The sequence below is a fragment of the Nocardia sp. NRRL WC-3656 genome, from assembly GCF_000720265.1.
GTDB lineage: Bacteria > Actinomycetota > Actinomycetes > Mycobacteriales > Mycobacteriaceae > Nocardia > Nocardia nova.
The window spans coordinates 43,663-70,435 of sequence record NZ_JOJF01000028.1 but is presented as its reverse complement, the minus strand read 5'-3'; the positions used below and the strand labels follow the sequence as shown (position 1 = coordinate 70,435).

The 26,773-nt window shown below is 66.1% G+C and carries 21 protein-coding genes, 1 tRNA gene and 1 pseudogene; 6 read left to right on the top strand and 17 right to left on the bottom strand.

Going from position 1 to position 26,773, the window contains the following annotated elements; all coding sequences use genetic code 11:
• Positions 1 to 98: 98 nt before the first annotated feature.
• Together IG65_RS0127925 and IG65_RS0127920 are read left to right on the top strand one after the other, a co-directional pair.
• On the top strand, positions 99 to 1,076 hold the full coding sequence (locus IG65_RS0127925; RefSeq protein ID WP_030517932.1) for a pirin family protein: 978 nt from the start codon (positions 99 to 101) through the stop codon (positions 1,074 to 1,076).
• Positions 1,077 to 1,204: 128 nt separating this feature from the next.
• Positions 1,205 to 1,519: an excalibur calcium-binding domain-containing protein gene (locus tag IG65_RS0127920; RefSeq protein WP_030517931.1), complete on the top strand. Its 315-nt coding sequence runs from the start codon at positions 1,205 to 1,207 to the stop codon at positions 1,517 to 1,519.
• Between the two features lie 77 nt (positions 1,520 to 1,596).
• Here IG65_RS0127920 and IG65_RS0127915 read toward each other — a convergent pair whose 3' ends face one another.
• Positions 1,597 to 1,821 (bottom strand): DUF3618 domain-containing protein, encoded by a 225-nt coding sequence (locus tag IG65_RS0127915; protein ID WP_030517930.1) that lies wholly within the window; start codon positions 1,819 to 1,821, stop codon positions 1,597 to 1,599.
• Positions 1,822 to 1,921: 100 nt separating this feature from the next.
• Here IG65_RS0127915 and bcp point away from each other — a divergent pair, with 100 nt between their 5' ends.
• Positions 1,922 to 2,395 (top strand): thioredoxin-dependent thiol peroxidase, encoded by a 474-nt coding sequence (gene bcp / locus IG65_RS0127910; protein WP_030517929.1) that lies wholly within the window; start codon positions 1,922 to 1,924, stop codon positions 2,393 to 2,395.
• 74 nt (positions 2,396 to 2,469) lie between these two features.
• On the opposite strand, the gene IG65_RS0127905 is transcribed toward bcp, so the two are convergent.
• Positions 2,470 to 3,747, bottom strand: a complete 1,278-nt coding sequence (locus tag IG65_RS0127905; RefSeq protein ID WP_156055806.1) for a hypothetical protein — start codon at positions 3,745 to 3,747, stop codon at positions 2,470 to 2,472.
• Between the two features lie 328 nt (positions 3,748 to 4,075).
• Between IG65_RS0127905 and IG65_RS0127900 the strand changes: the two genes are divergently transcribed.
• Positions 4,076 to 4,705, top strand: coding sequence for a TetR/AcrR family transcriptional regulator (locus IG65_RS0127900; RefSeq protein WP_228533674.1), 630 nt, complete (start codon positions 4,076 to 4,078; stop codon positions 4,703 to 4,705).
• Between the two features lie 143 nt (positions 4,706 to 4,848).
• Here the strand turns inward: IG65_RS0127900 and IG65_RS0127895 are convergent, their stop codons facing one another.
• Together IG65_RS0127895 and IG65_RS0127890 are read right to left on the bottom strand one after the other, a co-directional pair.
• Positions 4,849 to 5,274 (bottom strand): holo-ACP synthase, encoded by a 426-nt coding sequence (locus tag IG65_RS0127895; protein WP_030517926.1) that lies wholly within the window; start codon positions 5,272 to 5,274, stop codon positions 4,849 to 4,851.
• A gap of 86 nt (positions 5,275 to 5,360) precedes the next feature.
• Positions 5,361 to 14,708, bottom strand: a complete 9,348-nt coding sequence (locus IG65_RS0127890) for a type I polyketide synthase (RefSeq protein WP_030517925.1) — start codon at positions 14,706 to 14,708, stop codon at positions 5,361 to 5,363.
• Between the two features lie 383 nt (positions 14,709 to 15,091).
• On the opposite strand from IG65_RS0127890, the gene IG65_RS0127885 reads away from it, so the two are divergent.
• A tRNA-Leu gene (locus IG65_RS0127885) sits at positions 15,092 to 15,176 on the top strand.
• Positions 15,177 to 15,819: 643 nt separating this feature from the next.
• Here the strand turns inward: IG65_RS0127885 and IG65_RS39900 are convergent.
• The 10 genes and pseudogenes from IG65_RS39900 to IG65_RS0127840 form a co-directional block, all read right to left on the bottom strand.
• Positions 15,820 to 16,878: pseudogene (locus IG65_RS39900) on the bottom strand (recombinase family protein); the annotation flags it as partial.
• A gap of 74 nt (positions 16,879 to 16,952) precedes the next feature.
• Positions 16,953 to 17,450, bottom strand: coding sequence for a recombinase family protein (locus IG65_RS37240; RefSeq protein WP_081879816.1), 498 nt, complete (start codon positions 17,448 to 17,450; stop codon positions 16,953 to 16,955).
• The gene (locus IG65_RS0127875; protein ID WP_051757013.1) at positions 17,447 to 18,037 is read right to left on the bottom strand and encodes an ImmA/IrrE family metallo-endopeptidase; all 591 of its coding nucleotides are present in this window, start codon (positions 18,035 to 18,037) and stop codon (positions 17,447 to 17,449) included. The genes IG65_RS37240 and IG65_RS0127875 overlap by 4 nt, the downstream gene beginning before the upstream one ends.
• Positions 18,038 to 18,302: 265 nt before the next feature.
• Positions 18,303 to 18,713 carry a helix-turn-helix domain-containing protein gene (locus IG65_RS0127870; RefSeq protein ID WP_030517922.1) on the bottom strand — a complete coding sequence of 137 codons (411 nt, stop codon included), beginning with the start codon at positions 18,711 to 18,713 and terminating at the stop codon, positions 18,303 to 18,305.
• A gap of 133 nt (positions 18,714 to 18,846) precedes the next feature.
• Positions 18,847 to 19,503 (bottom strand): antirestriction protein ArdA, encoded by a 657-nt coding sequence (locus tag IG65_RS0127865; protein ID WP_081879814.1) that lies wholly within the window; start codon positions 19,501 to 19,503, stop codon positions 18,847 to 18,849.
• Complete coding sequence (locus IG65_RS0127860; protein ID WP_030517920.1) at positions 19,496 to 19,909, bottom strand: hypothetical protein; 414 nt, start codon at positions 19,907 to 19,909, stop codon at positions 19,496 to 19,498. Before IG65_RS0127860 ends, IG65_RS0127865 begins: the two co-directional genes overlap by 8 nt.
• Positions 19,910 to 20,020: 111 nt before the next feature.
• Complete coding sequence (locus IG65_RS36180) at positions 20,021 to 20,455, bottom strand: hypothetical protein (RefSeq protein ID WP_051757011.1); 435 nt, start codon at positions 20,453 to 20,455, stop codon at positions 20,021 to 20,023.
• A gap of 84 nt (positions 20,456 to 20,539) precedes the next feature.
• Entirely contained in the window at positions 20,540 to 21,172 is a 633-nt protein-coding gene (locus IG65_RS0127850; protein ID WP_051757009.1) for an MT-A70 family methyltransferase, read from the bottom strand.
• Positions 21,169 to 22,173, bottom strand: a complete 1,005-nt coding sequence (locus IG65_RS0127845) for a replication-relaxation family protein (RefSeq protein WP_231509475.1) — start codon at positions 22,171 to 22,173, stop codon at positions 21,169 to 21,171. Before IG65_RS0127845 ends, IG65_RS0127850 begins: the two co-directional genes overlap by 4 nt.
• On the bottom strand, positions 22,170 to 24,374 hold the full coding sequence (locus IG65_RS0127840; protein ID WP_030517916.1) for a type IV secretory system conjugative DNA transfer family protein: 2,205 nt from the start codon (positions 24,372 to 24,374) through the stop codon (positions 22,170 to 22,172). Before IG65_RS0127840 ends, IG65_RS0127845 begins: the two co-directional genes overlap by 4 nt.
• On the opposite strand from IG65_RS0127840, the gene IG65_RS38680 reads away from it, so the two are divergent.
• Positions 24,373 to 24,594: a hypothetical protein gene (locus IG65_RS38680; protein WP_197039949.1), complete on the top strand. Its 222-nt coding sequence runs from the start codon at positions 24,373 to 24,375 to the stop codon at positions 24,592 to 24,594. The genes IG65_RS0127840 and IG65_RS38680 overlap by 2 nt on opposite strands.
• A gap of 222 nt (positions 24,595 to 24,816) precedes the next feature.
• On the opposite strand, the gene IG65_RS0127830 is transcribed toward IG65_RS38680, so the two are convergent.
• Genes IG65_RS0127830 through IG65_RS0127820 form a run of 3 tightly spaced genes read right to left on the bottom strand, consistent with a single transcriptional unit; the run spans position 24,817 to position 26,734 of the window.
• Positions 24,817 to 25,032 (bottom strand): hypothetical protein, encoded by a 216-nt coding sequence (locus IG65_RS0127830; protein WP_231509473.1) that lies wholly within the window; start codon positions 25,030 to 25,032, stop codon positions 24,817 to 24,819.
• Positions 25,020 to 25,280, bottom strand: a complete 261-nt coding sequence (locus IG65_RS0127825; RefSeq protein ID WP_146165329.1) for a hypothetical protein — start codon at positions 25,278 to 25,280, stop codon at positions 25,020 to 25,022. The genes IG65_RS0127830 and IG65_RS0127825 overlap by 13 nt, the downstream gene beginning before the upstream one ends.
• Complete coding sequence (locus IG65_RS0127820; protein ID WP_030517913.1) at positions 25,274 to 26,734, bottom strand: hypothetical protein; 1,461 nt, start codon at positions 26,732 to 26,734, stop codon at positions 25,274 to 25,276. Before IG65_RS0127820 ends, IG65_RS0127825 begins: the two co-directional genes overlap by 7 nt.
• Positions 26,735 to 26,773 lie beyond the last annotated feature (39 nt).

Here is a 26,773-nt window from a genome sequence, read left to right as displayed (position 1 = left end):
ACCTCGGCAACGACCATGAAGCCAAACCCACCGCTCCCAGGTGATTCGGAACCCGATGGCTGCGGGCTCTATCACCACGAAAGAAAGGTAAGGACACCATGCCCGCGATCACCGTCGACGACATCCTGGTGCTGCCGCGACTGCCCCGACCGGAACAGACCATGCGGCAGCGGCCGGTCCGGACCGTGACCACCGCCCACAAACAACTCGAGGGCGCCGGATTCGAGGTGCGCCGGCCCTTCCCGAGCCTCGATGTGCGCACCGCGGATCCGTTCATCCTGCTCGACCACATGGGGCCGGTCGCCTACGAGCCCTACCAGGCCAAGGGCGCCCCGTGGCATCCGCACCGCGGTTTCGAAACCGTCACCTACATGATCGACGGCACCATGGTCCACCACGATTCCAACGGCGGCGGCGGCACGATCGCCGAGGGCGACACCCAATGGATGACCGCCGGCTCGGGCATCCTGCACGACGAACTTCCCGCCGAGGACCTGGTGATCTCCGGCGGCGTATTCCACGGCGTGCAGCTGTGGGTCAACCTGCCGCGGTCACTGAAAATGGCGGACCCGCGCTACCAGGATCTGCGCGCGAGCGAATTGACACTGGTCACCTCCCACGACGGCGGCGCACTCGTGCGCATCATCGCCGGAAATATCGGCGGATACGAGGGCCCCGGCTCGACCTATACGCCCATCGCCTACGCGCACGCCTCGATCAGCCCCGGCGCGCGGCTGGAAACGCCGTGGCCGCAGCAGTTCACCGCGATGGCGTACGTGCTGGCCGGCAGCGGCACCGTCGGCGACGAGGGCCGCACCCTTTCCGAGGGGCAACTGGCGGTACTCGGCCACGGCGAGGCCGTCGCGCTGACCGCCGACGACCACCAGGACGGACCCACCGGTCAATTCGAGGTACTACTGCTGGGCGGCGCGCCCATTCGTGAACCGGTCGTGCAATACGGGCCGTTCGTGATGAATTCCAAACAGGAAATCAACGACGCCATAACGGATTTCGAGGCCGGGCGAATGGGACATATTCCGGCGAAACATATGACGGGCCGCCGCCTGGGTGAATAAGCGGCTCTCGGCCGTGCGGTTGACAACGGCGGTCGCCATCAGAACAGTAGACTCGGCGGTTCCGGCCCTGCCACCGCGGGGAGTGCGGCCGGTCCGCCGTATCAACCGCAGCTGACATCGAGGAATACATGAACGTTCGCAGGCTAATCGTGACCGGCGCGGGCTTGATCACCCTCGCCGCCCCGATCGTCCTCACCGCCCCGTCCGCCATGGCCGACGGTTTCGTTCCCACCGGTTCCGCCGGTACCGGATCGTCGGGTATCGACGATGCCGTCGGTGCCACCGGCTCGGCGGGGCTGACCCAGACGGGTTCGGCGGGAGGCACGTTCAAGAATTGTGACGAGGCCCGGGCGGCGGGTCGTGCCCCGCTGTTCCGTGGTGAGCCCGGCTATTCGCCGCACCTGGATCCCGACGGCACCGGTATGGCCTGCCCGACCGTCTGATCCCCACGGCACTGGCCGTAGACGAAAAGAACCCGGTGTGACACCGTGTCACACCGGGTTCCGTCGTTTCTGCGGCGTCAGCGGCGGAAGATCTTGATCAGCACCAGCACGCCGACCAGAGCGCCCGCGCCGATCAGGCTGTACTTCACCTTCGGCTCGTTCACCTTCGCCACCACGGCCCTCTTGGTGTTGTCGGCGATCCGCTGCGGGTCCGCCCGCACCGCGAGCTCGTCGAGTGTGCCCGCGAGCCGATTGCGCGCGGCTTCGATCTCCCGCTCGATGTGCTCGGTATCCCTCGCCACATTGTCTCCTGTTGTCGTTCCGGTAGGTCGCTGGGCGTCGAGTCTATCCGCCGCCACCGATGTCGCGTCCGTTGTCACATCGGTGGGCTACCGTGCTGGCATGACCGATACCAAAGAACTCGGCCCCGGCGATCCCGCGCCGGATTTCACGCTTCCCGACGCCGACGGTAAGCCGGTGTCGCTGGCGGACTACCGCGGCCGCAAGGTGATCGTCTACTTCTACCCGGCCGCCAATACGCCCGGCTGCACCAAGCAGGCGTGCGACTTCCGCGACAACCTGACCGAGCTGAACGAGGCCGGCCTCGACGTCATCGGTATTTCGCCCGACAAACCGGCCAAGCTGGCGAAATTCCGGGACAACGAGAAACTGACCTTCCCGCTGCTCTCCGATCCAGACCGCGAAGTGCTCCAGGCATGGGGCGCCTACGGCGAGAAGACGATGTACGGAAAGCGCATCACCGGCGTCATCCGCTCCACCTTCCTGGTGGACGAGCAGGGTGTCATCCAGGTGGCGCAGTACAACGTGCGCGCGACGGGACATGTGGCGAAGCTGCGCCGCGACCTGTCGGTGTAGCGCGGACCGGCCGTAGACGAGGCGAGGGGCCCGAGACGATCGTCCCGGGCCCCTCGCGAGTGCTTCGCGGCTGTTCAGTCGTGCTGCGGCATCATCGCGACCATCCAGCGCAGCGCCAGCCGCCAGTGGTTGTCCCACCACTCGGTGAATTCGGCGGTACCGAGCTGTGGCGGCGCCGGCTCGCCCGGAAACAGCAGCGAGCCGTTGGGCGCTCCGACCGGTTCGGTCGGAGCGGGGATCACCGACTTCGTCTGCGGTTGCGCCGAATCCGGCTGCGGCGCCTCCTTGGTCAGGCGCTTCGGCTCACTCGCCGGATCCGACCCGCGCACGCCCAGCCAGGACGAACCGTCCGGACCCCAGCCCGCCGCGGCCGGACCGGCGTCGGACGGATCCGGTGCGGCATGCCGCGGACCCGATGACGGCCGATCGGCGGGACCGTCGACCGGCAATTCCGGAATCGAATCCACGGCCGGCAGACCGGGTTCCGGTCGCGCGTGGCGCGGCCCCCGGCTCGGCTGCGCGTTGCGGGCGTCGGCGAGGCGGGTGGTGGCATCCGAGCGCGGATGGTCGGTGAGCTCGTGCACGCCGCCGATGGTCAGACCGCCGGCCAGCACGCTCGCCGCGGCGACGACCGCGACCGAATTGCGTGATACCCGTGCGCGTTCCCCCGTTCCCGCGACGAACGCCTCCGGCTGCACCACGAGTGCCGCACCGATCGCCGACCCGGCCTCCGCCACCGCGCACGGAATCACCGGCGCGTTGAACCCCGCCGACAACACCGCGGCGAGCCCCGGCTGCTCTGCCTCCGAACCGATCGCGACGACCGCGCTGGGCCGCACACCGGCCGCATCCAGCTGATCCCAGGCGGCGGCGATGCCCGGCCGCACCGAATCCTCGGAGACGAAACCGGCGGCGGTCGCGGTGGCCGCGACCACGCGGTCGCGATGCGGCGAAATCAGCGAGAAGCCTTGGTATCCCGGGGTCAGCTCGCAGATCAGCAGGTGGTCGAATTCGCTCGCCCAGGTCATCGCGCGGGCCAGTGCCAGATGCGCCGACTTGGCCGAGACCAGCGAGGCCTCGTACCACGGCCCGGAAGCCAAGCCGGTGACGACCGCCCGCCGGCCCGCGGCATCGCGATAGGTCACGGCCGCCCCGGCGATCTCGTACTCCGCGCCGACCCGCGCGGCGAGCCCGTCGAGCAGCGCTTCGATCAGTCCGGGCAATCCGGCCGGCGACGCGGCGCCCAGTTCGGCCACGTGGTGCGCGAGCACCCGGTCGGTCAGTTTCGCGCTTCCCTCGCGCAGGGCCACCGCGTCCACGCAGTCGCGAGCGATCGAAGCACCGAGAGTCACCACAGGTCGAACCACCACAGATCAGGCCTTCCGTGTGCAGGAACCGCGCCGGAGAAGCTGCGCCGAGCAGCGGTTCAACGCCGCAGCGGGAATGATCGAAAATCGACACACCCCCGCCGATGTAGATCTACTCGGTATGTGTTCGTCACCACATTCGGCTTGGATGGGTTATGAATCGGACCGAATCGCGGGTACAGAAGTCGGCACCGTGTGTCATCCGCGTGTCGCTACCGCTAGCCTGGTGGATGTGGTGGAAGCGCGCACGGCACCGAGGTCGAACCGGCGTCCTGATCCGGCGTTGGAGCTGCAGGACGACCCGCAGGAGTTGATGCCGCGCCGGCGGCCCACCCAGGAACGTAGCAAGCGCAAATTCGATGCGCTGCTGCAATCGTCGCGCGAACTATTGGTCGAGGTCGGATTCGAATCGTTCACTTGCGAGGAAGTCGCCGCCCGCGCCGAGGTACCGATCGGCACGCTGTATCAGTTCTTCGCCAACAAATACGTCATCGTCTGCGAATTGAATCGGCAGGATCTGGTGGCCGTTTCCCAGGAGCTGGCCGACTTCCACGGCGAAATTCCGTCGATGGACTGGTTGCGGCATATGAACAAACTCGTCGACCACCTCGCGGAACTGTGGATGACCGATCCGTCGCGGCGCGAGGTCTGGCTGGCCATGCAGTCGACCCCGTCGACCCGCGCCACCGGCGCCATCCACGAGAAGGAATTCGCCGAGGCGGTGCAGCAGATGCTGCGGCCGCTGATGCCGCGCACCCCGCGCGGGCGCCGCTCGATGATGGCCCAGGTGCTGGTGCACGTGGTGTATTCGATGCTGAATTTCTCGGTACAGGACGGGCTCAGCCACGAGGCGGCCGTGGCCGAACTCAAGCGGCTCATGGTCGCGTACCTGTTGATCGCGGAGAAGGAATCGCGCACCGGACAACGCGATACGACGGCCTGATCGCGCGCGACGCGCACCTTCGAGCGACAAGGCTTTCCGTCGCTCCGACGAAGGGCGGAACCGGCGACGTGTGAGCGAGACGTCGCCGGTTCCGGCCTTCGCAGGAGCGACGGGCCGACTCGGGCTGCCGGAGCCCTACCGCTTCAGGGGTTTTCGATCAGATCGGCCAATTCGCCCGGATCCTCGAGGACGACCATCGCGGCGGCCGTATCGCCGTCGTGCGTGATCGACAGGTGCACCCGCACCCGCGGCAGGAATTCCGCTGCCAGTCCGTGCAATTTGATGCTGGGCCGGCCCCAGGCGTCGTTCACCACTTCGATGAGCGGATACGGGTTGTCACCGATCTGCGGGCGGCGAGCGAACCGCGAGGTGGCCCATGCTTTGAGCACGGCCTCCTTGGCCGCCCACCGCGCCGCGAAACTGCGGGCCGGATCGGTGCCCTTGCTCTGACAGTAACGCCGCTCACCCGCGGTGAAACTCTCCCGGAGCATGGTGGTTCCGGCCCGTTCGAGCTGTTCGGCGAAATCGGAGATGGTCACCAGATCCAAGCCGATACCGAGGATGGTCATGAATCCGCAGCCTACGGATTCGGCGGGCCATCATCGGTATCGGCGGATCGTTACCCGGGAGTTGTTACTTCCCGGGGCCGATCTCCCTACTTCTCGGCTTCCCGGTTACCGACCAGTTCGCCTGTGCCGCAGGAGCCGTGGGCCAGATACAGCCCCTCGGCGCCCAGGCGGGCCTCCGCCGAGAGCAGCACGTCGGCCTCGAGCTGACGGATCTGCTTGGCCGGAGTGCCGTCGCCGCCGAGACGGCGGTCGGCGGGCCGCTCGTAGAGCGGTTCCCCACCGCACATCGCCTCGACCAGCCGCTGACGCCCGGCGAGCCGGCGTTCCTCGGCGCGGCGCAGGTAGTCGTCGCGACGCTGCGGATCGAGCGCCTCGACGAAGGCCTGCGGATGCACGACCGCCAGCAGGCCGGAGACGTGCCCGAACCCGAGCGAGGTCACCAGACCGGCCTTGAGCGCGAACCGATCCCCGAACCGCAGCGGCTGCCGCGGCCACACCAGGTGCGGGTACTCGGCCATCTTCTCGTCGACGCAGTCGAGGCTGCGGTTCGGCGGAATCACACCCTGCTCCAGCACCTGGCACAGCCCGATCAGCTGGAAGGCGGCCGCACCGCCCTTCGCGTGACCGGTCAGCGACTTCTGCGAAATCACGAACATCGGTGCGCCTTCGGACCGTCCCAGCGCGCCGGCCAGCCGCTCGTGCAGCTCCGATTCGTTGGGATCGTTGGCGGCGGTGGAGGTGTCGTGCTTGGAGATCACCGCGATCTCGTCCGGGGTCACGCCCAGCTTGCGCAGTTCGGCGGCCAGCCGCGATTCCGCACCACCGCGACCCGCGCCGAGCGCGCCCAGTCCGGGAGCCGGGATCGAGGTGTGCACGCCGTCGGCGAAGGACTGCGCGAACGCGACCACACCGAGGACCGGCAGGCCGAACTCCGCGGCGATGTCACCGCGGGCCAGCAGAACCGTTCCGCCACCCTGGGATTCGACGAATCCGCCGCGACGCCGGTCGTTGGCCCGGGAGAAGTAGCGGTCGCTGATGCCCTTGGCGCTCATGGCCGCGGAATCCGCGGTCGCCGACATGTCACCGAAGCCGACGATGCCCTCGATACCGAGATCGTCGTAACCGCCGGCGACCACGACCTCGGCCTTGCCGAGCCGGATCTTGTCGACACCCTCCTCGACCGACACCGCCGCGGTCGCACACGCCGCGACCGGGTGGATCATGCCGCCGTAGCTGCCGACGTAGGACTGAACCACATGCGCCAGTGCGACGTTCGGCAACGCCTCCTGCAGGATGTCGTTGGCCCGCGGCTCACCGAGCAGGTTGTCGATGTAGAGCGAGCGCATCGAGGACATGCCGCCCATACCGGTGCCCTGGGTGTTGGTCACCATCGCCGGGTGCACCCAGCTCATCAGCTCGGCGGGGCTGAAGCCGCTGGACAGGAACGCGTCCACGGTGCAGACGATGTTCCACAGCGCCACCCGGTCCACCGAACTCGCCATATCCGGCGAGATGCCCCAGCTGGTCGGATCCCAGCCCTCGGGGATCTGACCGCCGACGGTGCGCGACAGCTTCGCCTTGCGCGGCACCCGAATCTCGGTGCCCGCCTGGCGAATCACCTGCCAGTCACTCGACTCGGCGACGGGGCTGATCACGGTGTGCTCCGGATCGGCGGCGTAGAACGCGCGCGCCTCGGCCTCGCTGTTGACCACGAAGCTCAGATCCCGGTCGAGGAAGACCGAGGTGAGCAGCGGCGCCGCGTTGTCGATCATGGAACCGTCGTCGCCGTAGCGGCGGATGCCACAGCGCTGCACCACCGCGTCGTGGTAGCGCTCGGCAAGCTCCGATTCCTCGACGTATTCGCCGCTTTCGGCGTCGTACCAGCCCGGCTTCGGGTCGTTCTCCCAGGTGACCAGACCGGTGGTCCACGCCAGCTCCAGGACGCCGGCCGCGGACAGTTCGTCGGCGACCTCCATCTCGAAGCGCGTGCGCGCGGAACCGTAGGGCCCGAGCTCGCCGGCGCCGACGATCACGACCATATCGGCGAGATCGGCGGTGACAGCGCCCCATTCGGGAGTCGGCAGCGCCGAGGTGAGCGTGGGCGGCACCGGCAGCGCCGGAACCGTCGCCCGCTCGTCGGCGATCGCCTCCGGCTCGCGCTCGACGTCCTCGGCCAGGGCCGACAGGTCCAGCTTCGCACCGGCCAGGCCGCCGGTGAGGTCGATCTGCTGCGGTCCGGTGGCGGTGACGGCGCGGGCCCGCGACGTGCACCACTTGAGCAGCTCGTCGGCCATTTCCTGGGTGGACCAGGTGTGCACGCCGGCCTTCTCGACGGCCGCGACCAGCGGATCGTTATGCCCCATCAGGCCGGTGCCGCGCACCCAGCCGATCATGGCGTGCACCAGAGTGACTCGCTGCGCCCACGACTTCTCCGCCCGCCACTTGGCGATCACCGCGTCCAGCGCGGCCTTCGACTCGCCGTAGGCGCCGTCGCCGCCGAACATGCCGCGGTTGGGCGAACCCGGAAGCACCACATGCAGTTTCGCGTCCACGTCGTGGTCGGCGCCGAGGGCGGACAGACCGCCGATCAGACGTTCCACCGACCACAGCAGGACCCGCATCTCCATTTCGGCGCGCGCCCCGGCATCGGCCAGATCGCCGGCCACCCGCGGGGCGGCGAACGGCAGCAGCAGCGTCGGGGTCATCGCGGGCTTCACGAGAACCTTCGCGCCACCGGCGTTGTCGGTCTGCTCGTTGCCGACCCAGTCGATCAGCGCGTCGATATCGGAGTAGGAGGCCATATTCGCCGGCACCACCCACAGCGCGGCCCCCGCGCGAGCGTGCTCGCGGTAGAGCTGCTTGTAGAAGGCGAGGCGGTCGTCGTCGAGCTTGGATGTGGTGACGATGACGGTCGCGCCGCCGGCGAGCAGCCGGCCCGCGATCGAGGCCGCGATGGACCCCTTGCTCGCGCCCGTGATCACCGCGGTATCGGCGGACCAGACACCCTCGTCGGTGCTCACGGCCGCCTCGGCGATCCGCTCATAGGTCCGTGCCAGCACCGAACGCGCTTCGCCCATGGCAAGTTTGCGCCACCACTGCGCCTGTGCCGCAACGGCCTTACCTGCTCCGACGAAACTGTCGACCATGTCCTCACCCGAGCCACCCAGCCACAGCGTGGCCAGATCCTCGCGGGCGGTGGCCCAGCGGTCGTCGATCAGCACGGCCTTGCGGGCGTCGAAGGCCGGAGCCACCAAACGCGGCCAGTCCGAACCCAATTCGGCCGAGACCAGGTCGACCAGCGATTCGTCGCTCGCCTCCGGCGCCGACACCTGGTCGGTGAGCCCCAGCTGCTCGAGCACCACCCGGGCGGCGGTCGCCAGCACACCGTCGCGACCGGTGATCTGCTCGGTGAATTCACCGAGGGCGGCCGCGTCGACCGTGGCGCCACCGCCACCACCGGCGGCCGGCAGCGCGACGCTGATTCCGCGGCGCGAGGCCACGGCCTGCACGGCGGCGTCGATCGCGGCATCCACCGCGGCGCCGTCGCTCAGCGCGCCGGAGACCAGGCCACCGAGATCCCCGCCGCGCACGCTGGTGCCCTCACGGGTGCCGAGCGACACCTCGGCGGTGACGTGGTGGGCCCAGCCGTCGCCGAGCTGCCACACCTTCTTCACGCGATCGGTGATCGCCGCCGGGCGCTTGCCCGAGGGACCGAACACCTTGCGCAGGTGGTCGCCGATGGCGTCGGACAGCACCGAGCCGAACGGCTTGTAGGTGCGGGCCAGGCGGTCGACGGTGACCGACAGGGCGCCCATATCGGCATCCGCGGCGCCGTCGATCGCACCCAGCGACAGTTCGGAGCCGAGGTCGACCAGCAGCTGGTTGCGCCGCGAGGAGACACCGTCGCACAGCGCCTCGATGGTGTCCACGGGACCGATCTGGTCCAGCCGCAGCTTGGTCCACAGCGCGATCAGCACGCGGGTGGCGTCGGCGGCGGTGAAGGTGAGGTCGTCGGGGCGAGGACCACCCGCAGCGGCGACCGGAGCCGGTGCCGGGGCGGCCGCGGCGGCCGTCTCCGCCGGAACCGCTTCGGCCACAGCCTCTTCCGGCTCGTCGACCGGCGCCGGATCGGTGTCGGTGGAGTACACCACGCCGGCCTCGCGCTCGATGTTGAGCACCTCGACCTTGGTGGCGGAGTACTGCGGCAACTTCAGGGTGTTGCTCGCCAGGTTCGCCACGGTCGGCGTCGCCGCCAGGCCGATCTCGACGAACCGCTCCACGCCGAGGCCACCGCGTCCGGTGTCGCCGAACAGCAGATCCTGGGTCTCGATCCAGCGCACCGGGCTGGCGAACTGCCAGGCCAGCAGCTCGATCAGCACCACCCGGCACAATTCTTCCGGACGTGCGGACCACGAGTCGAAGTCGTCGAGCACCGCGCGGAGCGGCTCCGACGGCACGTAGTCGGCGATCTCGGCGATGAAGTCGCGCTCCAGCGAGAACGGCCGCGGCACCAGGTTCGGAATGTAGCGCCCGGCGAGGATTTCCGGATGCAGGTTCTCCGGCAGCAACTCCTCGAGCTTGTTCCGGAACTCGGGCACGCCCTTGCGCAGCACCGTCGAGTGGAACGGCACGTCGATGCCCGGCACCAGCACGAAGGCACGCTTACCGCCGAATTCCGCACGGCGACGCTCGATTTCGGCTTCCAGCTCCTCGAGCCCGGCGACCGTACCGGCGATCGCGTACTGCGAACCGCGCAGGTTCAGGTTCACCACCTCGAGGAACTCGCCGACGCGCTCGCCGACGCCGGCGACGAAGTCGATCACCTCGGCGTCGGGCAGCCCGATCTGCGACGGGCGGATGGCGGCCATCCGATAGTCGCTGCGGCCCTGCGCATCCCGGGGCACCAGCTCGTGCATGGCCGAGCCACGCTGGAACACGACCTCGAGCACGGCTTCCAGCGGCAGCACACCGGCCACCGCGGCCAGCGCGTTGTACTCACCGACGGAGTGGCCGGCCAGCATCGCGCCCTCGACGAAAGCACCGGCCTCGCGCAGTTCGGCGACCTGAGCCACGCCCAGAGTGGCCATCGCGACCTGAGTGAACTGGGTCAGATGCAGAACACCCTGCGGGTGACGGTATTCCACGCCCCGCGCCTTGAGGTAGGTCGGGTTGTCGCGCACCACGGCGAGGATCGAGAAGCCCAGAGCTTCCCGGGTGTGCTTGTCGGCGCGATCCCACACCTGCTTGGCCGCCTTCGACCGCGACCGGGCGTCCAGGCCCATCCCCTTGGTCTGGATGCCCTGACCGGGGAAGGCGTAGACGGTCTTGGGAGCCGCCAGCCGGGCGGTCGCGGTCATCACCAGATCACCGCCGGTCCGGCAGGACACCTCGACGATCTCGCAGCCGCGGTCGACGGCGATCCGCTCGACGCGCACATCGATCTGCGCGCCCGGCCGGACCATTCCGAGGAATCGGGTGGTCCAGGCGGTGACAGTGCGTGCGGGCAGCGGAGATTCGGGATCCACGGCCGACACCGCGTGCTGAGCCGCGGCCGACAGCCACATGCCGTGCACGATCGGGCTGCCCAGGCCCGCGAGTTTCGCGGCGGCGTTGCTGGTGTGGATCGGGTTGTGGTCGCCGGAGACCTCGGCGAAGGCGGCCATGGCCCGCGGCGCGGTGAGCGTGACGTCGCGACGACGGCGGCGCGGGGTTTCGGTGGCTTCCTCGGACACGGTCCCGGCCGCGCGCGGCGGATCGGTGAGCTCGTTGCCGCCGTTGCGGCCGCGAATCGCGAAGCGTTCCACCAGCGTTGCGACGGTCGGCGTCTCCAGACCGTGATCGCGCATGACGCCGACGGTGACCCGCACCTCGACGACGCGCCCCAGATCGGTGTCGACCACCGACGCGGATTCCGCGCGAACGCTGAGCACCGCCGGATCACCGGGCAGCTCACGCACCAGGTCGACCTGGTGGTCCAGGTGCACCAGATCCAGCATGCCCTCGATAACACTGCTGACGCTTCCGTTCTCGCCCTCGGCGCGGCTCGCGCCCAGTACGGCGAACACGGCCGGCCAGCAGGCGCCGACCAGCACGTCGGGAACCCGGCGGCCGATGGTGCTGAGGCCCTCCGGCAGACCCGAGCCGGTCACGCCGGCGTGGTCGGCGACCATATCGGGCGTCCAGGCGAGGTTGACGTGTGCGACGTGAGAGCCGTTGGCGGACTTGACTTCCGGCAGCGCCTGTCCGGCAGCCACGGCCAGCAGGGCCGACATCGCGGTCTCGGCATCGGCTTCGGTCACCACCGGCGCGCCACCGTTGTAGACCGAAGCGGGAACCGTGATCCGGATCCGGACCTCGTTCGCCGGCGACAGCGGGACGGCCAGTTCCACGTAGGCGTTGTCGGCGTCAGGGCCGGAGGCCGGAACCAGGGTGGCGCCGGTCGGCCGGTGCACCGCGCCCTGAGGGTCGACGGTCCACTCGTGCAGATCGCCGAGCCGGTGCACCGGGTTGGCGGTGGTGCGCCCGGCCCACTGCACGTCGGGCGCGGCCAGCACGACATCGATGGCGCCGGAACCGATGTCGGCGCGGCGGCGCCCGTCGACGGCGGCGGGGGTGACACCGCCGCGGATCAGCGTGTAGGCGGTGTCCTGTTCGAAGCGGTCGAGCAGTTCACCGACCGGCTCGTCGACGCGGGTGATGCCGGCGACCGAGACGGTGCCGGGGATGACGCATACCTGGTCGGCGGTGTAGCGCGGGTCGTGGGCCTGCCACAGCGAGTCCGAGCGCCACCACCGGCGCACGTCGGCGTCGACGACCGGCACGAAGTTGACCGGCTTGCCCGGGGTCTTGCACAGCGAGACGAAGAACGGCACATCGGCCGGGTGCAGGACGGTCTCGGCGGCGGCCGGGTAGTGCTCCTTCAGCGTGCAGATCACGTGCACCGGCCGTTCGAAGACGCTGTCGTCGTCGAACAGGGTCGGGATGCGGCCGCGGTCGGCGGGGTTGAGGCGGCCCTCGGCGCGACGCACCATCTCGGCGAACCGGTCCCGCCAGGTGATGTCGGCCCAGACCGAGCGGGTGGCGTCGGCGATGGCGTCGCCGAGGTCGGTGCCGCAGTCGAAGCCGTCGCGACCGGCGCGCTGGTGCTCGGGCAGCAGTGCGGCCAGCTCGACGTAGCGCTCCAGCCACCGCAGGTAGGTCATACCGGCGACGTCGCCGAAGTACGGCTTGGCGGTCCGGTCGAGCGCCTCGATGATCTCGTCGCGGCGCGCGGCCACGGCCTCGGCGTCACCGGCGACCTCGTCGAGCAGGCGCCCGGTCCGCGAGGCGGAGTTGTCGATCTCGTGGATGTCGGCGCCCAATTGGCTACGGCCGGAAGCCATTCCGCCGGTGGCGGTCCCGGCGGCGACCCAGTCCGGGGTACCGGGGGTGTCGACCAGCAGCTGCTTGACCTCGGGTGCGGTGGTGGCCTCCAGGGTGGCCATGGCCGCGGTGCCGACCAGCACGCCGTCCAGCGGCATCGTCGGGTAGCCGTAGGAAACCGACCATTCGCCGGTGAGGTATTCGGTGGCCCGCTCCGGGGTGCCGATGCCGCCGCCGACGCAGACCACGACGTTCGCGCGGTTGCGCAGTTCGGCGTAGGTCTCGAGCAGCAGGTCGTCGAGGTCCTCCCAGGAGTGGTGGCCACCCGCGCGACCGCCCTCGATGTGCATGATCACCGGGTAGTCCGGCACCTCGTCGGCGATGCGCAGCACCGCGCGGATCTGCGCGACGGTACCGGGCTTGAACGCGACGTGGGTGATGCCGGCTTCGGTCAGTTCGGCGATCAGCGCCACGGCCTCGTCGAGTTCGGGGATGCCCGCGGTCACGACCACGCCGTCGAACGGGGCGCCGGCCGTGCGGGAGCGCTGCACCAGCCGCTTGCCGCCCAGCTGCAACTTCCACAGGTAGGGGTCGAGGAACAGCGAGTTGAACTGCACGGCCCGGCCGGGCTGCAGCAGGGTCTTCAGCTCGGCGACCCGATCGGCGAAGATCTGCTCGGTCACCTGGCCGCCACCGGCCAGCTCGGCCCAGTGACCCGCATTCGCCGCGGCGGCAACGATTTTCGCGTCGACGGTGGTCGGGGTCATACCGGCCAGCAGAATCGGCGACCGGCCGGTCAGGCGAGTGAAGGCGGTTTCGACCACGATCCGGCCGTTGGGGAGACGAATCGGCTTGGGCGCGAACGCATCCCAGGACGGGGCGACCTGCGGGGCCGCGCCCGGGGTGAAGAGGCTGCGCTGACCGGGCCGGGTCGCGGCCGCGACGATGCCCACGCCGGTGCCCTTGAGCGACCCCTGGGTCAGGCGGCTCAGCAGATCACCCGGGCCGATGTCCAGAATCCATTGCGCGCCACCGGAAACGGCGTCGTCGACGATCTGCACCCAGTCCACCGGGTCGACCAGAATGCTGCGGGCCAACTGCGCGGCGAGTTCGGTGTCGATCTCACACTGCGCGGCCCAGGCCGAGACCAGCTCGACGGTCTCGGCCAGCGCGGGGTGGTGGAAAGCGACCTCGACCTGGACGTCCTCGAAGACCGGGGCGAACACCGAGCCGCCACGCTTCTTCGCATCGCGATCGCGGCTCTGCTCGGCGTTGATCTCGGCGCAGCGCTGCCGCACCCGCTCCAACTGGGCCACGGTGCCCGACAGCACCGCACGCCGGCGGCCGTTGCGAATCGACACCACCGCGGCGATGTTCGGGTCCACACCCTCCGAGACCTCGGCCACGACCGCGCGCAGCTCGTCGGGGTCGACATTGGACACCGCGACCATCGGCGATTTGTCGCCGACCGGAATGAGACCGCGCCGGCGCGCGACCAGTGTGGCCGCCGCGCCGATCAACTGGGCCAGCGCGAGCAGTTCCGCGTCACGCGCGCCCTGCGCGGTCGCGGCCTCGGCGGCGAGCAGGCCCTGGGAGTGACCGATGATGCCGGTCGGCGCCTGCTCGGCCGGATCCAGTCCCTGCATCCGCAGCGCCCGCAGTGCGGCGACCTGCGCCAAAAAGACACCCGGCATCGAGACCGCCGCGGAACGCAGCGCCTGCGCGGACGGCGCCGCCGACTCCTCGCCTTCCTCGCCGTCGGCGAGCTCGTCCTCGAGCATCCACGCGATCGGGTCGAAGCCGACGGGCCGGACCACCAGCAGCTGCGCCGCCACCGGTTCCAGCCGCTCATCCGCTTCGTGAACGAGCGCGGTCAACTCGGGCTCGAGCGCGCTGTCGCGTCCGATCTCCTCCAGCTCCCGCAGCCACTGCGCACCCTGGCCACCGAAGGCCAGCGCGTACTTCTCACCACCGAGCAGGCGATCCAGCAGCGACGACTTGATACCCGTATCCGAAACTCCCCCAGCGACCTTCGCGTTAGTTCCGGTCCCGGTGCGTTCGTTGATCGTCAAGACGTATCGACTTCCTTCTCGTGGCGGCTCACCCCGCGGGGCCCGCTCTTGCGTGCACAGGCGTCCCTCACCCCTGAGGACCTGACGAAGCCTCAGGTTCGCACAAAATCATGAGGAAAGCCTCACGTTTCCCTGGCCCCCGCATCCCTACCGTCGAGTATTTCGGTACGATCGTACAAGAACACCGCCAAACATGACTCTCCCTCATGTTTGAAGCCCCAGGTGGCAGCGTTACTCGGAAGTCAGAAAGTTGAGGGTTCCTCATATTGGGAGTTGCCAAATCGTTATAATCCCAGTTCGTGTTACCCGCGGGTACGCGACACCCCCGCGTGGCTTCGCGATCCGCGCCCGGGCCGGTAGAGTTTGGACGGTCGTACCATCACGCGCGAGTGGCGGAATTGGCAGACGCGCTGGATTTAGGTTCCAGTGTCCTCGGACGTGGGGGTTCAAGTCCCCCCTCGCGCACCAGACCGTTGCCTTTCAAACCTGCACCAACCGGTGCAGGTTTTTTCGTTCCTGCACGAGCTGCCGACCCGTTGCGGATGACGTCCATCAGCGCTACTCCGTCCTCGGCGAGCCGTTGGTCGGCGGAGTCGACCTCCGTCGCAGGAGCTGCGGCTTCGGCGTGGCTCGCAACGTGACCGATCAGCTCGCCGCCGAGCAATGTGTTGAACGGTTCGGCTAGCTCCACGCGAACCTCATCCTGTTCGAGGTAGACCTTCTCGAAGAACGCCTGGTTGAACAGGCGGCGGACGCTTGTGCTGGCTTCCAGGTAACCCGCGTAGCAATTGCTGGCGTAGTTCAGCGCAGTGCGGAGGTTGTTCTCCACGACCTCGATATTGAGGACGCTTGCTTCCAAACGGACCTCGATGCGCGCCAGCTGCTCCGCGATGCGGTCCTGCTCCTGCTTCATCAGATCAAGTGGGATCGCGCCGGCATAGTGGGCTTGTAGCAACTTGCCACGCTCATCGAGCAGGCGCTTCTTCTGCTGGTCCAGCTCGCGTGCCTCACGATTCGCAGCAAGCCGGCTGGAGGAGAGCTCACCACGCAAGCTGGTTTCGATCTGCTCGCGCAGTGCGGGGATCAGCTGGACCGCTTTGTATTCCTCTTCGACCAGTTCCTCTACACGGTCAATTAGAACGGCGCGGCGCTGGCAGTCGTTGACCTTCTGATGACGGCCCAGGCACACGAAGTATGGGTAAACCGTGCCGTGCCGGTTCTTGGCGTGGGTGACGATGAGCCTGCTGCCGCAGCCGCCACAGAAGACGGTCGATTTGAGGTAGTGCGGGTGTTCGCGCTGCTTCTCGCCGTTGACCCGTGAAGTCAGCAGGGCTTGCACCAGTTGCCAGGTGACCGAATCGACCAAGGGGGTGTGCCGGCCGGGATGCGTGGCGCCGCGGTAGACCACTTCCCCCTTGTAGTACGGCGAGCGCAGGATCTCTTGCAGCTTGTTGAACTCAACCGTCTTCGATGGACGCTTTGGGGTGGGCCGGGTGGTCAGCCCCTTGATCTCCAGTTCCTTCGCCAATCGCTTCAGTGTCCACTCTCCAGTGGCATATGCCTGGAAGGCCCACGCGATCAGGGGTCCGCGCTCGGGATCAACAACCACGGTGCGGATCTCGACTCCCTGTTCGTTGATGATGCCGACATTGCGGTAGCCAATGGGAGCTCGATGTGGCGTACCGCCGGTGCGAGCCTTCTCGGTCATGCCCTTCAGCACCTCGGTGGCGAGGTTGCGAGAGTAGAACTCAGAGATGGAACTGAGGATGCCGTGCAGCAGCATGCCCGAGGGGGTTTCGTCGATGTTTTCCGTTGCCGAAACAAGCTCAGCCCCAGCAGCTCTGATCGCCATATGAATCTCGACGTCGTCGGCCCTGTTGCGCGCCAACCGGTCAATCTTGTGAACGATGACATAGTCGACCGGATGCTCCTTGATGTAAGACAGCATCTCCTGAAGCTTCGGCCGATCGGCGGTCTTGGCGCTCTCGCCGCGTTCCACGAACTCCTTCACGACGACCGCGCCGAGCGATGCAGCCTTCCTACGGTTGGCATCTCGCTGCGCCGGTAGGGAGTACCCATCCGGATCGGCGCCATCCTTCTCGGCTTGCTCCTTAGTCGACACACGCGGATAGGACACGGCCGTTTTCAGCGGCTGGTCTGCCACGGTCATGCTCGGACCCACTGCTTCGAATCTGTTTCGTGTCATATCTTCCCTCCGATATCGTTACCTGCTATTCAGGGGTGTTAGGTGGCAGATGCCGCTTTCTGGCGACGTTGCGCCCGTGCTGCCAGACTCCGTTCCCGGACCCATTCAGTGGTGCGCCAGAGCGCTTCGCGAACAGCCGCAGGCATCAAAGGATCGCCATACGGAAGCACCACGACCACGTCACGGGCATCGAATTGGGTCATCAGTTCGCGGAAGTCTTCAAATCGGCGTGACACCCGGCCTGTCGCCGAGAATATGACGTAACATATACCGGGGTTCTCGTCCAGATAGTGGAGTAGTTCAACAATCGCCGGTCGCTTGCGGTGGCCTGTCGCAGCAACACCGATCTCGACGAACTCACGTGAGACATGAGAATTCAGCTCAGCTGCCTTTTTTCTTCCATTCTCGCGTTGCACCTGAACTGCCAGCGGCTCGCCGCCACGTGCGGCCGAAACCGGCATTGACGCCATGGACAGAAACAGCACGGCGAGTGCTCTATCGTTTCGATGATCAACCGCTTTTTCAGTAATATTCATTGCAAACTCCTAACCAAGTCGACGTTTAAGGCGTCCTGCCACCAGCTGCCGCCGTGACGGCCCTGACAGTTCACTGCCCATCCCATCGCATGCCGCACAACGCCGCTCTCTTCACGGTGCGAACAATCGACCAATCCGGTTTGACGAAGACGCACTTCAATCGCAACCTCGCTGACCCGGAATAGATGTGCAAGGTCAGTGACCTTTTGTATTCCGTTTCCCCATGCACGCTTGAGGAACTTCTTCGGCACCAAGACGCAGCCAGCGAAGTAGTCGGCTGCGCGTTCGGCCTCGATGTCCGAGTCACTATGACCAGGACCGGCATACAGCACGTGTCGGTACCCGTAGTCGATTATGTGTTTGAATTCGTGGAGTAGGGTGAACCGACGACGACGACGGGAGTCGCCGCGGTTGAGATAGATCGCCCATTCGCTTCGTTCGCGATCCCAGAAGCTTGCGCCCGAGGCGCTCTGAAAGGCGTGCTCAACGCGGACTTTTGGCAGGTTGGTGACGATCTCACTCAAAACCGGTGCCGCGTCAACCTCGCACAGCTCCAGGAGCGTAGCCGCTTGCAGCTCGGCGATCACAAGCGCTTCCGAGTAGGTTACGTTTGGGCGGCGGGGGATCCGGATACGCAGTTCACGCAAAATACTGGGCTGCCGTTGCGAATACTCCCCTCCTTGCCGAACTGGCAATATTACCGGTTTGTTAGAGATTGGTCGTCCGTCTCGCATTGAGCGTCACCTCCTTACAAATTAACGTTTGATAGTTGCGCACTACTCCTTTCTTTCCCTCTAGTCTGCCATTAAGGAATTATTAATCGCTGAAGGCGGTGCGTTTCTCCCCCGCTAGCTACCCCTCATCTTCACCGTCGATCGGGCCGTCGTATTCATTGAAACTGATACCTTTCTCCCGTGCGATGCGCGCGAAGTCCCTCTCGATGTCCTTCATCTCCTCGGCGGTGAGGTTGTACTTCGTGCGCAGATACGGCCGTAAGGTCGGCAATTCACCTTTAGGCATCCAACCGGCCACTGCAAACAGGTCACTTACCGGCACGCGCAGCACATTCGCGATAGCCTTTATGTTTTCCGGCCTCGGATTCGGGATCTGCCCCTGTTCGATCCGAGAGACAGTACCTTTATCGACGTCGGCACGCCGCGCAGCTTCTCGCACCGAAAGCCCGAGCGCTTCCCGTCTCAGCTGAAGCAGTCTGCCTAATCTGGCGATGTCGCTTGTTTGATTAACATGCAAATCTTCGTTCATTTTCTTGTCCCCATTCGTATTTGAATAATACCTCCAATTGGGGAATTATTTCAACGCTTTTTCGTGACTTTTACAATTTCTACAACAATTTCCCGATAGGCTATTTTCTGACGAAGTCATTAATATCGACTGCCTACGCTCGCTCGTCGAATATCCACACGCCGCCGCCTTCTGCCGGAACGGCCACGATGTCGTCTTGTGCCAGCAGTTGCTCGCCGATCGCCTCGTAGTCGATGTAGGCGAGGTGTTTGAGCTGGTCTGGTAAGGCGTCTTTCAGGACTTCATCCAGTCCGAGCGGTGCGAGCAGGTGGCGGACGTAACCGTCGACGCTTTCGTAGTGCCCCTGGTAGGCGCGTTCGAAGTGGTCAAACAGGCGGGGGTCGTCCTCGTTGAATTTCGCCCATGCCGCGTAGGCCGGACCGTGTTCGGTGAGGCCATGCGCAACCTGCGAGAGCAGTTCGATGCTGTCGGTGCCTTCGAGTCCGATCGCGCCGGTCCTGACGTCGAACGCGCCGAAGTCCTGATAGTCCCAGATATACAGCGGAGCACCGGCATGCGCCTCGTCATCGCCGAGGACCGCATATAGTTCGGTAGCGATAGTGGCCGGGTCGCGGGCCATGTCCAGCCAGGTGCCGTCGGTCAACTCGGCCCGCAGCGGCAAGCCGCGGGTGACGTAGATACGCGGATTGAGACGTGGCGGTTGTTCGCGGCTCGACTCCTCATAGCCTTGGGCGTCAATGTCAGGCTGGTAGTCGTTGTGTGCGTGTGGATTTGGGAACCGCTCATTCATGATCACCGCCTTCCGTCTGCTCGACGCCGCCGACCGGCAGCTGGTGATGGACGAGCCGCATGGCCAATGCTTCGATGGCGCCTTGGAGATCGCTCGTAGTCAGCTCGTCGCAGGCGTCGATGAGTTCGACAAGCCGGGCGGCCGCATAGTCGGCCTGCGACGCTAGAACGTGCTGATCGTCTTCGTCGGCCACGTCGAAAACGTGTGTCCGCTCCACCTGCTGCAGCGCGACGGTCACCGCGGCTGACCGGGCATCCTCGCCGGAGCGTTCGGCGGCGTCGTAAACCGCCTGGAGCAGCGCCTCACTCACGTCCCATGCGAGGCGCTGCTTGCGGTCGTGGTTCGGTTCGGCGGGCGGTATCACCTCGCCCGAATTACGTTGTGGATTCTGGAATTTCTCACTCATGATCTTCCTCCTTTCGGTTACGTTTGAGTTTTGGCCGGTGGACAGCAGCGAGGTCTGTGCATTCCTCGATCTGCTGTCCGCCGGCCTCTTACACCGGGCGCTGAGCGTGGCTCAGCTGTCCGTTTGTTCACCTCCCGCCTGTTGGCTGCCACGACGACCCCGACTGCGGCGAGCGCCTTGTGCCGGTGCGTCTTCCGTCGTGTCCGTCACTTCGGTCGCATCGGCGGCCTCGGTGGCGGGTTCCGCCTCCTCGGGGATGACGACGGCGGTGTCCTCATCGTCGGGTGGCGGGGGTGGTGTGGCGGTGAACAGATTGTTGATGGCTGCCTGCCGCGTGCGTGCTTCTTCTTCGATGGCAGCGCGAGCGGCGTTGGCCCTGGCCATCAGGTCAGGATCGTTCTTGGCAGCCTCGATCCAAGCGTCCACGGCGGCGAAGCATTCAGCCTTGAGGCTGCGCTTCCTGAGATCGGCAATCCAGGTCAGCTGGGTGTGCCGCGCCGTGTCTATCCGGATCGCCAGGGTGACTTCCCGGTTCGGTTCGGACATGGTCCTTCTCCTCGGTGCGAGCGGCCGGCAAGCGCTTGTTGCGCTTACGGAAACGGCCGCAGGACACCGATGAGGCATGTCCGCTCAGGTAGCGAGTTTCTCCGGCGCTGCGCGAGGCTGATCAGCTTCCTGTCGAAGGTGCTTCGCATCGGATGGCACCGGATAGCCGGGAATCATGATGTTCGAGTCGATTTCGTTGCCCCAGGCGTCCCATCCTGGTTGCGCCCGGCGGGCGAACAGCTCCAGGTAGGGGCCGCCGCTGACGCGTTCGATGATCGCGTACTGCTCTTCCGGCTTATGACTGTGCTCCTGCACCGGCGCGATGAACCACGTCGGTTGCGCCCGGAAGTTGACCTTGGCCTTCCCGCGTGTGCCAAACAGGACGTGTTCGGTCATGTTGCGCAGGTATTGCCCGAGCTGCAATCGCGGTTTCACCCAGGTCAGTGGGGAACGATAGGTGAAGCCCCAGGCTTCCATGACGTCGTAGCCTGCCCTCCATGAACCGTTGGTCACCCAAAGCCACAAGTACGCATCGTCTTCCGCAAGATCGACAACAGGCATATTTTTGATCTGCTCGACAGTCATGAGCGGGTAATGCTGATCTGCGCCGCGGTGGCCTCGCTGGAGAATGTCCCAGGGTGGGTCGGCCATGATGGTGCGATAGCGACGGTGCGGCGCCGCGTTCTCGGGCGACTGAATTAGTTTGTGCTGCTTCATAGTTCACCTCCTTTCTGCAATAGTTCGGGCAGTTGTTCCGGCGCGATGATCCGGAACAGTTCCGGCCGCAGTCTGCGGTCCTTGTCGATGGCCCGGCCGAGGGCGTCGCGTCGCCTCTCGGCCTTGGACGGCGTTTCAGGGGTGATGCTCCACACCACCAGCGGGAAGACGCCCTCGTTCTTTTCTTGCTCGGCCCCTTGGCGCCAGTACGCCTCGTACTCATGGCATTTACGGATGAGCGTCGGGATGCTCTCGGTGCCCATGTCGATCTCGATGAACGCCGCGTCGACGTACTCGCTGCCGGGCGGATACGCGGTTTCGGCATACAGGTCCGGCTTGAGTGTCAGCCTCGCGCCACCGATGCCAACGTAGTCACGCCAGGCCACAGGTTCGATGTCGCACTTCAGCAGTTCCAGTTGGCCGTGCCGGGATGCCTCCACAAGCGCTACGTGCGCGGTGGCAATCCCCAGTTGATGGTCCAAGAACCGTTCGGTCGGGGTGTGGAAGCGCCGCCGGGCCACGGCTCCGGACTCCCGCCGAAGCAGGCGCTGCCCGATGTCGTCGACGTAGTGCACCATGCCGTCGCTGCCCCCGGCCAGACCTCCGACCCGGTGGGTCAGGTTGTTCAGCACACGGAGCTGTCGCAGCTTAGCCAGCGCTCGTTGCGCTTTGCGCCGGCCAGAGCCGGGTGTCAGATCGCCGAAATGCAACGACTCGATATGGCGCACGGTCAGGAACCGATGCTCGGCCACGGACCGCAGAATGGCCCAATCGCGCTCACTCAACTGCTTGGCGATGGCGGACAGATCACGGATTGGCTGGCGGGTACGACGTCGCGGCGGATGTTGGTGTGTGGTGCCCGAATGGGCACCATCATTCGCGTCCAGCGGGACGCGGAACTTGGAGCTGACCGGCGAGAATGCAGGAATGTTGGTCGAGGCGAGACGGCCATCGAGATGGCCTCTGTTAGAAGCGGCTCCGCCGCCCGCCAATCCGCTCACGCTTGCCTCCTACGCCGCGCGCCGGCCCCACCTATCGAGGTGCTGCTACCGTTGACCTGATCGAGCAGCTCAGCGAATCCGCGTTCAATCTCGTCCAGCGGCTGGCCGTAGCGTTCACGGCTTAACCGGCGGATCTCCTCTGGGTCGCTGATCTCGGGTGGGGGCGGCAACGTCACGCCGGATGCCCATGGCTGCACCGAATTGTCGCGCATCAAGCTGGCGTAGACGTGGTGAGCGGGCAGTGTCCCGAAGTCCTGGGGTACCAAGACGGATTGCCCCTCGGCCATGTTCTTGGCGTCACCTGCTTGGAGCTGGAAGGTGATGCGGCTCCGGGCGTTGTTACGGAAGGCGTCCAACATCGCTGGGGGCAGCTGTTTCTCGTATTGGTGCGCCATGTGGAATCCGGCTTTGAGGGAGCGGGCGGTAGCCAGGGCATCGCCCAAATCCGTTGGCAGTTTGAGGTAGTCCTGTACCTCGTCGATATAGACGAGTACGGGAATCCGCGACTCCTCCGGGGTGCCGGCGCGTTCCCGGATCGCTTGCCACAACTCGGCCAGCACGATCGCTCCCAACAGTTGCGCCGACTCCGGCCCGATGACGCCCTTCTGGAGCGGTACCAGCAACACCTTGCGTTCGGTCAGCACTTGGCGAATGTTGAACTTCGGATTGCGCTGCGCCAGCACTGCTCTGAGCTGTTTGGTCAGCAGTGGCCGCAGCTTGTTGCTGAGTGGCGCGATCTTGTTGTCCACGCCTTCGGGTGACAACGAGTCGAACCACTGCCAAAAGGGCCCCGCCGCGAATGGATCTTCCTTGATCACCCGCTGCGTCAGTGACCGCCGAAACCCAGGATTGGTCAGCAGGAGCGGCAACATGGCCAGACTGGCGTCGTCGCGCTTGGCCAGCACCTCCAGACTGTTTCGAAGGATGTCCAGACTGCGCGGGCCGACGTCGCCATAGAGCGATTGGAAGGTGCCGACTAGCGAATCCGCCACGACTTCCGGGGTCCGGCCATCGCTCCTCCCACCGAACGATCGGCTGAGCGGGTTGATACCGACCGGGGCACTATCGAGGGGGTCGAGGAGCACAATATCGTTCTTCCGCTCCTCGGGGATGCGGGACAGAACGTCGGCCACAAGGTCTTTCGGTTCGATGACGACGATCGGGCGGCCCGCCTCCAGGTCTTGCACGATGAGGTTCAGCAGCAGCGTCGACTTGCCGGTGCCGTTCGGCCCAATCACCCAGGTGTGACGCATGCTGTCGATGACGTTGTAACCGATCGTCGCGGTGACGCCCGGCGCGTTCGCGGTGGCGATGGTTCGCTCACCGGTCTGCACCGCATCTGAAGGCCGTACCGGCCGGGGGTGCAGTGGCGGTTGGCCCGGGAAGTATTCATCCTTATCCGATACCGGCCACGCCAGCAGGTGACTAAGTTCGGGCACACTGACCAGTTGGGCAGGCATGAACATCGACCAGCCCGACTTCGGCTGGTTGATGCTGGCGGCCTTCTCCCCCGCCAGCTTCAAATGCACCCCGGCGGTTTCCACCGTCCCCAGCGCCGCGGCCAGACCCAACAGCAGCGATTTACGTCGTTCCGCGGTGCCGGCCTCGACGCCGATCCGAATGACGGCCGCGAAGCCATGCTGGCCAAGTTTGCGGACGAGGGCCTGACGGGCGTTCGGGCGCCGGTCAGGCAACAGACCGCTCCAGACCTTCGAGGCCACCGATTGATGGGCCGGGGGTTCGACAGGCGGCAGCATCGGCTGGCGGCGTGGCCCCAGGATTACCTGAATCACCAGGCGCTCGCCACGATTCACGGCTGTCAGCGCGCTCAGGATGGAGCGGCTCGACGCCACCCGATCGACCGGTTCCAGCGGCCAATCCGTCGCGGTCAGCTTCACCCGGCGGGCGGTGCGCATCTCCCGGCGTTCATCGGCGTCGAACGGCGTGACGACACTGCCACCCACCAACTGTTCAACCGACCGCCGTATCGGCAGGGCATGACGCAACTGGCTCCCCACCAGGTACTCAACACCGCTGGCGTCGCTGCGTGCCTCAAGGATCAGCTGCGGCGCGTGCTTCTGCGCGGCCCAGTGCCGCAGCAGCGACGTCGCCGAGGCTTCGCGAAACGGACTGGGCCAGAACAAGTGCTGCCACACCAACGAGTCAGCATCTACGGGCAGTTCGGATTGGTCAGTCGTCATGGTGAACCTCCTCCCCAGTGGTGTGCGCGTCGGTGTCGACGACGGCGCGAGCCTCGGCCTTGGCGTCAGCCGTACGGGAGGCATCAGCCAGCGCCAACGCGAGAAATGCTTTTCCCAGCAGACGAATGTCGGGGTGCTCGCGCCTCACAGTTCGCACATAAATCCGTCGTTCGAGTTTCGCCTGATGCCGCCGCTCTCGGCCGCTCCGGCGGTAATTTGATCGCCCTGTTTTAGACATAGCAGTCCTCCTATTCGAATTACGTTTATATTGGTCGCCACCAGCGAAGATGATCGCCGGGCTAGCCGGTGAATATATTCACCAGATCATGTCTCTACTATGCGGTGAATTAATTCCCCAGGCAATAGGGTTTGCGTAAACTACAACACCGAAACGGCCATCATTAACAGAGGTGGAAAATCTGGTTTGTTTGAAAAATTTCGTTCACCACCCGGCACGCATCTTTCGCCAGATGATGATGCCGACGACGACCATGGCCACGAGGCCGATCGCGCCCAGAATCACCGCCAGCGTCGGCCACATCGACTGAATCAGACTGACCGCGAAGTAAATCGCGATCACGCCCAGCAAGATGCCGATACAGGCCCGCTTGAACTGTTCGACCATGCCGGACGGCGAGTCCCCGCTCACCGCGGCCACCGCCGCACCCACTCGATCGCCTCGTTCGCGACCAGGCCAGCGAACGCCAGTGCCAGTCGGCTGCTCGTCGGTGCCAGATCTTCTCGTTCGCCGGCAAAGCGTTCGATCTCGCCGGTGAGGCGCAAACTGCGCCTCACCACGAAATTGACCAGCTCACTGCAGGTTTCGAGATCGTCGCCCTGCGGTACCTGGGGCTGCAACTCGTTGAGAATCACCCGGTGGTTATGCGGAAAGTCCATGTTCACCACTCACCACCGAGGTCATCGGTGTCGTCCACGTCGGTAGAGGTGATCGTCACCAGGGCCGCGCCCCCTGAGGACGTCCGACGCGGCTTGTCGGCAGTGGCGGACGTGGTGGCCTCGGCCACCAGTTCGTCCAGGCGCTCCATCAGCTCGATCAGAATAGACCGGTCGACGGCGACGGGCGGCCGGAGCAAGTTGGCGCTCGGGCTGCCGTCCTGGTGTGCGAACACCGCCTCCGGGCCACACCCCTGGTGGTACGAGCGGGCCAGCAGCCGCACTTGGTCGGCGCCCTTGATCGGCGCGCCCATCTTGGCGAGCGTCGAGGCAAAGACCCGCTCGGCCTTCAGCTTGAGCCTCGGCAGTTGCGCAGAGAGCCCATCCAGCTGGCGCTGCAGCGCCAGCTGCTGCTGTTCGATCGGCTCCAGCTGCGCCGCCAGATGCCCCACCTCGTCCGTCTGGAGCGAGCCGTCGCGGAACTTGGTGGCGAACACCACCACGTTCACCACGATCACAATGAGCGCGAAGAACACGCCCAGAATGGCCGCGCCGGTGATGCCGCCGCCCGCCGCCACGCTGTCGCTGATGATCCGGTAGGCCATAACGATCCCCGCCCCGACGGCGAGTGCGGTCGCCAAGCCCACGAAGAGGAGCGGCAGGATACGCGCCGAGCCCACAGGTAGAGCGACTGCTCCGTCAGCGTCCTTGTAGCCCTTAAGGTCGCGGCCGAAAAACTTCAAGCCGATGGCCACGGCCGCAGTGCCCAAACACGCGAACACGACCGACGTGACGAGCGGGATAAGGCTGCCGCCCCACGCCGCGCCGTCCCCGCTCGTGATGCCCGTCAGATCGACGTTGAACACCTGCGCCAGGAAATAGACCAGTACCGGGAAATCCAGCAGCCCCGCCCACGTCGAGAACCGGTACAGCCACACCGGCACCCGGCGGTGCTTCAGGCTGCCCGCGTCACGTTCCTCGGTGACTCTGGCGCTGACCGTCTTCATGCGCTCGGTCGCGTCGCGTGCTGGGATGACGTCGCCGTTCATGCCGGTGACCGGCTGCTCGTCCAGGCGATCCAGTTCGGCGCGCACCGTGGTCATTTCGCCCTTGATCGTGGCGGCCTGGTATGCCAGTTGCGCGAGTTGGTCGGCACCGCGTTCGCGGGCTTCCTCGGCGGCCAGCATGCCCTTGCTCATGACGAGAGCTTCCATCTGGCTGAACGTGTCCGGATCACGGGTGACGCCGATGCGTTGCTGTTCATCGACCAGGGCGAGCACCTGCGGTAGCCATTCGCGCGGGATCGGCTTGCCGGTAGCCAGCGACAAGGCGATGTCGCGCTTGGGCACGCCCGGTGGCGGTGACGCCGGACGCGGGCCGGTCGCCGGCGGCGTGGTGATCGCGACGGGTATGGCGTCGTGGTGATCGAAGTGCCCATTGCTGGGTGCAGTCGGTTGGATGGTCATCGTGCGATCTCCAATCTGGTTAAGGGATGAGGGTTCTGA